The organism is Pseudarthrobacter sulfonivorans, assembly GCF_031454915.1.
GTDB lineage: Bacteria > Actinomycetota > Actinomycetes > Actinomycetales > Micrococcaceae > Arthrobacter > Arthrobacter sulfonivorans_C.
Genome location: NZ_JAVDRS010000019.1, coordinates 1 through 5,354, shown reverse-complemented (window position 1 = coordinate 5,354; position 5,354 = coordinate 1). Strand labels below are relative to the sequence as shown.

The following is a 5,354-nucleotide window of genomic DNA, read 5'->3' as shown; positions in this document are numbered from 1 at the left end:
TGGATCCGCCACCCCGTGGTGTGGTCTGGTTTTTACAGCTGGTTTCAAATTTTGCAGCCTTCTTCTTCCGTTATTTCCGGGGGTGTTGGTTGTGTTCGTTTTTGTTTTACTTCAACGGAGAGTTTGATCCTGGCTCAGGATGAACGCTGGCGGCGTGCTTAACACATGCAAGTCGAACGATGATCCCCAGCTTGCTGGGGGGATTAGTGGCGAACGGGTGAGTAACACGTGAGTAACCTGCCCTTAACTCTGGGATAAGCCTGGGAAACTGGGTCTAATACCGGATATGACTCCTCATCGCATGGTGGGGGGTGGAAAGCTTTATTGTGGTTTTGGATGGACTCGCGGCCTATCAGCTTGTTGGTGAGGTAATGGCTCACCAAGGCGACGACGGGTAGCCGGCCTGAGAGGGTGACCGGCCACACTGGGACTGAGACACGGCCCAGACTCCTACGGGAGGCAGCAGTGGGGAATATTGCACAATGGGCGAAAGCCTGATGCAGCGACGCCGCGTGAGGGATGACGGCCTTCGGGTTGTAAACCTCTTTCAGTAGGGAAGAAGCGAAAGTGACGGTACCTGCAGAAGAAGCGCCGGCTAACTACGTGCCAGCAGCCGCGGTAATACGTAGGGCGCAAGCGTTATCCGGAATTATTGGGCGTAAAGAGCTCGTAGGCGGTTTGTCGCGTCTGCCGTGAAAGTCCGGGGCTCAACTCCGGATCTGCGGTGGGTACGGGCAGACTAGAGTGATGTAGGGGAGACTGGAATTCCTGGTGTAGCGGTGAAATGCGCAGATATCAGGAGGAACACCGATGGCGAAGGCAGGTCTCTGGGCATTAACTGACGCTGAGGAGCGAAAGCATGGGGAGCGAACAGGATTAGATACCCTGGTAGTCCATGCCGTAAACGTTGGGCACTAGGTGTGGGGGACATTCCACGTTTTCCGCGCCGTAGCTAACGCATTAAGTGCCCCGCCTGGGGAGTACGGCCGCAAGGCTAAAACTCAAAGGAATTGACGGGGGCCCGCACAAGCGGCGGAGCATGCGGATTAATTCGATGCAACGCGAAGAACCTTACCAAGGCTTGACATGGACTGGAAATACCTGGAAACAGGTGCCCCGCTTGCGGTCGGTTCACAGGTGGTGCATGGTTGTCGTCAGCTCGTGTCGTGAGATGTTGGGTTAAGTCCCGCAACGAGCGCAACCCTCGTTCTATGTTGCCAGCGCGTTATGGCGGGGACTCATAGGAGACTGCCGGGGTCAACTCGGAGGAAGGTGGGGACGACGTCAAATCATCATGCCCCTTATGTCTTGGGCTTCACGCATGCTACAATGGCCGGTACAAAGGGTTGCGATACTGTGAGGTGGAGCTAATCCCAAAAAGCCGGTCTCAGTTCGGATTGGGGTCTGCAACTCGACCCCATGAAGTCGGAGTCGCTAGTAATCGCAGATCAGCAACGCTGCGGTGAATACGTTCCCGGGCCTTGTACACACCGCCCGTCAAGTCACGAAAGTTGGTAACACCCGAAGCCGGTGGCCTAACCCCTTGTGGGAGGGAGCTGTCGAAGGTGGGACTGGCGATTGGGACTAAGTCGTAACAAGGTAGCCGTACCGGAAGGTGCGGCTGGATCACCTCCTTTCTAAGGAGCACCTACAAGCACCTTGCCTCATGTATGTGAGTGTGGAGGGTTTGTCAGGAGTATATGCCCGTTGCGCAGACGCTAGTTCTGCGGCGGGTGCTCAAGGGTGGAATATCAACGAATAGGTGCCTGGTGGCACGGACCGGTTGTTAGTACGGATGCTGTTTCTTCTTCGTGGAGGGCGGTGTCCTGGAACGCGGCGGGTGCGGGTTGTTGGGTAGTGTTTGGCACACTGTTGGGTCCTGAGGCAACAGGGCCGGGTTGGGGATCATGGCTGGAAGGTTGTGGTTCCCTGTTTCCGGGTTTGTTTGTTTCTGGTTTCCTGGCTGCACCGAGTGCACGGTCAACCCTTTTTGTGGGGGTTGTGTGTGGGGTGTGTGGTTTGGGGTTGTTGTTTGAGAACTACATAGTGGACGCGAGCATCTTTTATAAGAAGCAATTTCCAAGAATATGAACCTGGATCTGGCTGCGCGTGATGATGGTCTGCCTTTCGGGGTGGGTGGTTGTTGGGTGTGGTTGGTTTTCGTGGTTCTCTCGAAAATTTCTGAATTGATCTTTTGTGGTCAAGTTTTTAAGAGCACACGGTGGATGCCTTGGCATTAGGAGCCGAAGAAGGACGTAGGAATCTGCGATAAGCCTGGGGGAGTCGATAACCGGACTGTGATCCCAGGGTGTCCGAATGGGGAAACCCCGCCAGGGGCGCGAGCTGCCTGGTGACCCGCATCTGAACACATAGGGTGCGTGGAGGGAACGCGGGGAAGTGAAACATCTCAGTACCCGCAGGAAGAGAAAACAATAGTGATTCCGTCAGTAGTGGCGAGCGAACGCGGATCAGGCTAAACCGTTCCATGTGTGATAGCCGGCGGGCGTTGCATGGTCGGGGTTGTGGGACTTTCCGTATCAGTTCTGCCGGACTGGTGAGGTGTGATGTGCAGGCATAGGTGAACGGTCTTGAAAGGCCGGCCAGAGAGGGTGTGAGCCCCGTAACCGAAATGTTTTGTGCCGCCTGGAGAGTATCCCAAGTAGCACGGGGCCCGAGAAATCCCGTGCGAATCTGTCAGGACCACCTGATAAGCCTAAATACTCCCTAATGACCGATAGCGGACCAGTACCGTGAGGGAAAGGTGAAAAGTACCCCGGGAGGGGAGTGAAACAGTACCTGAAACCGTGTGCTTACAATCCGTCGGAGCATCTGCAGCTTGCTGTATGGGTGTGACGGCGTGCCTTTTGAAGAATGAGCCTGCGAGTTAGTGTTACGTCGCGAGGTTAACCCGTGTGGGGAAGCCGTAGCGAAAGCGAGTCTGAATAGGGCGTTGCAGTGGCGTGATCTAGACCCGAAGCGAAGTGATCTACCCATGGCCAGGTTGAAGCGACGGTAAGACGTCGTGGAGGACCGAACCCACTTCAGTTGAAAATGGAGGGGATGAGCTGTGGGTAGGGGTGAAAGGCCAATCAAACTTCGTGATAGCTGGTTCTCCCCGAAATGCATTTAGGTGCAGCGTTGCGTGTTTCTTACCGGAGGTAGAGCTACTGGATGGCTAATGGGCCCTACAAGGTTACTGACGTCAGCCAAACTCCGAATGCCGGTAAGTGAGAGCGCAGCAGTGAGACTGTGGGGGATAAGCTTCATAGTCGAGAGGGAAACAGCCCAGACCACCAACTAAGGCCCCTAAGCGTGTGCTAAGTGGGAAAGGATGTGGAGTTGCGAAGACAACCAGGAGGTTGGCTTAGAAGCAGCCATCCTTAAAAGAGTGCGTAATAGCTCACTGGTCAAGTGATTCCGCGCCGACAATGTAGCGGGGCTCAAGTACACCGCCGAAGTTGTGGATTTCAAATATTTGCCAAGCCGCCCACGTGTTGGGTTGGTTCAGGCGTTTGGAGTGGTAGGGGAGCGTCGTGTGGGCAGTGAAGTCGCGGTGTAAACCAGCGGTGGAGCCTACACGAGTGAGAATGCAGGCATGAGTAGCGAAAGACGGGTGAGAAACCCGTCCGCCGAATGATCAAGGGTTCCAGGGTCAAGCTAATCTGCCCTGGGTAAGTCGGGACCTAAGGCGAGGCCGACAGGCGTAGTCGATGGACAACGGGTTGATATTCCCGTACCGGCGAAAAACCGTCCATGTTGAACAGGGGATACTAACCGCCCGAGACCTGACCGCGCACCCTTCGGGGTGATGTGGTTTTTGGTGGAGCGCGGGACCTGATCCTGGGAGGCAAGCGTATTAACAGGTGTGACGCAGGAAGGTAGCCAAGCCGGGCGATGGTTGTCCCGGTCTAAGGATGTAGGGCGAACGGTAGGCAAATCCGCTGTTCATGATGCCTGAGATCTGATGGGACCCCCTCACGGGGGGATTTGGTGATCCTATGCTGCCGAGAAAAGCATCGACGCGAGGTTTTAGCCGCCCGTACCCCAAACCGACACAGGTGATCAGGTAGAGAATACTAAGGCGATCGAGAGAATTATGGTTAAGGAACTCGGCAAAATGCCCCCGTAACTTCGGGAGAAGGGGGGCCCCAACCTTGAACACCACACGCTGGTGGGAGGGGATCGGGGCCGCAGAGACCAGGGGGAAGCGACTGTTTACTAAAAACACAGGTCCGTGCGAAGTCGCAAGACGATGTATACGGACTGACTCCTGCCCGGTGCTGGAAGGTTAAGAGGACCGGTTAGCCCTTACGGGCGAAGCTGAGAATTTAAGCCCCAGTAAACGGCGGTGGTAACTATAACCATCCTAAGGTAGCGAAATTCCTTGTCGGGTAAGTTCCGACCTGCACGAATGGAGTAACGACTTCCCCGCTGTCTCAACCATAAACTCGGCGAAATTGCAGTACGAGTAAAGATGCTCGTTACGCGCAGCAGGACGGAAAGACCCCGAGACCTTTACTATAGTTTGGTATTGGTGTTCGGAGTGGCTTGTGTAGGATAGGTGGGAGACGTTGAAGCCCGGACGCCAGTTCGGGTGGAGTCATCGTTGAAATACCACTCTGGTCACTTTGGACATCTAACTTCGGCCCGTAATCCGGGTCAGGGACAGTGCCTGATGGGTAGTTTAACTGGGGCGGTTGCCTCCTAAAAAGTAACGGAGGCGCCCAAAGGTTCCCTCAGCCTGGTTGGCAATCAGGTGTCGAGTGTAAGTGCACAAGGGAGCTTGACTGTGAGAGAGACATCTCGAGCAGGGACGAAAGTCGGGACTAGTGATCCGGCGGTACATTGTGGAATGGCCGTCGCTCAACGGATAAAAGGTACCTCGGGGATAACAGGCTGATCTTGCCCAAGAGTCCATATCGACGGCATGGTTTGGCACCTCGATGTCGGCTCGTCGCATCCTGGGGCTGGAGTAGGTCCCAAGGGTTGGGCTGTTCGCCCATTAAAGCGGTACGCGAGCTGGGTTTAGAACGTCGTGAGACAGTTCGGTCCCTATCCGCTGCGCGCGCAGGAAATTTGAGAAGGGCTGTCCTTAGTACGAGAGGACCGGGACGGACGAACCTCTGGTGTGTCAGTTGTACTGCCAAGTGCACCGCTGATTAGCTACGTTCGGATGGGATAACCGCTGAAAGCATCTAAGCGGGAAGCTCGCTTCGAGATGAGATTTCCATACACCTTGTGTGTGAGAGGCCCCCAGCCAGACCACTGGGTTGATAGGCCGGATGTGGAAGCGAGGACTAACGACTCGTGAAGCTGACCGGTACTAATAGGCCGATAACTTACACCACACACCA

2 rRNA genes are annotated in these 5,354 nt (G+C 55.3%); both read left to right on the top strand.

What is annotated here, in order from left to right:
- Positions 1-111: 111 nt before the first annotated feature.
- A 16S ribosomal RNA gene (locus J2808_RS22160) occupies positions 112-1,637 on the top strand.
- 561 nt (positions 1,638-2,198) lie between these two features.
- Positions 2,199-5,348: ribosomal RNA gene (locus J2808_RS22155) — 23S ribosomal RNA — on the top strand.
- Together the 16S and 23S rRNA genes form the textbook arrangement of a ribosomal RNA operon.
- Positions 5,349-5,354 lie beyond the last annotated feature (6 nt).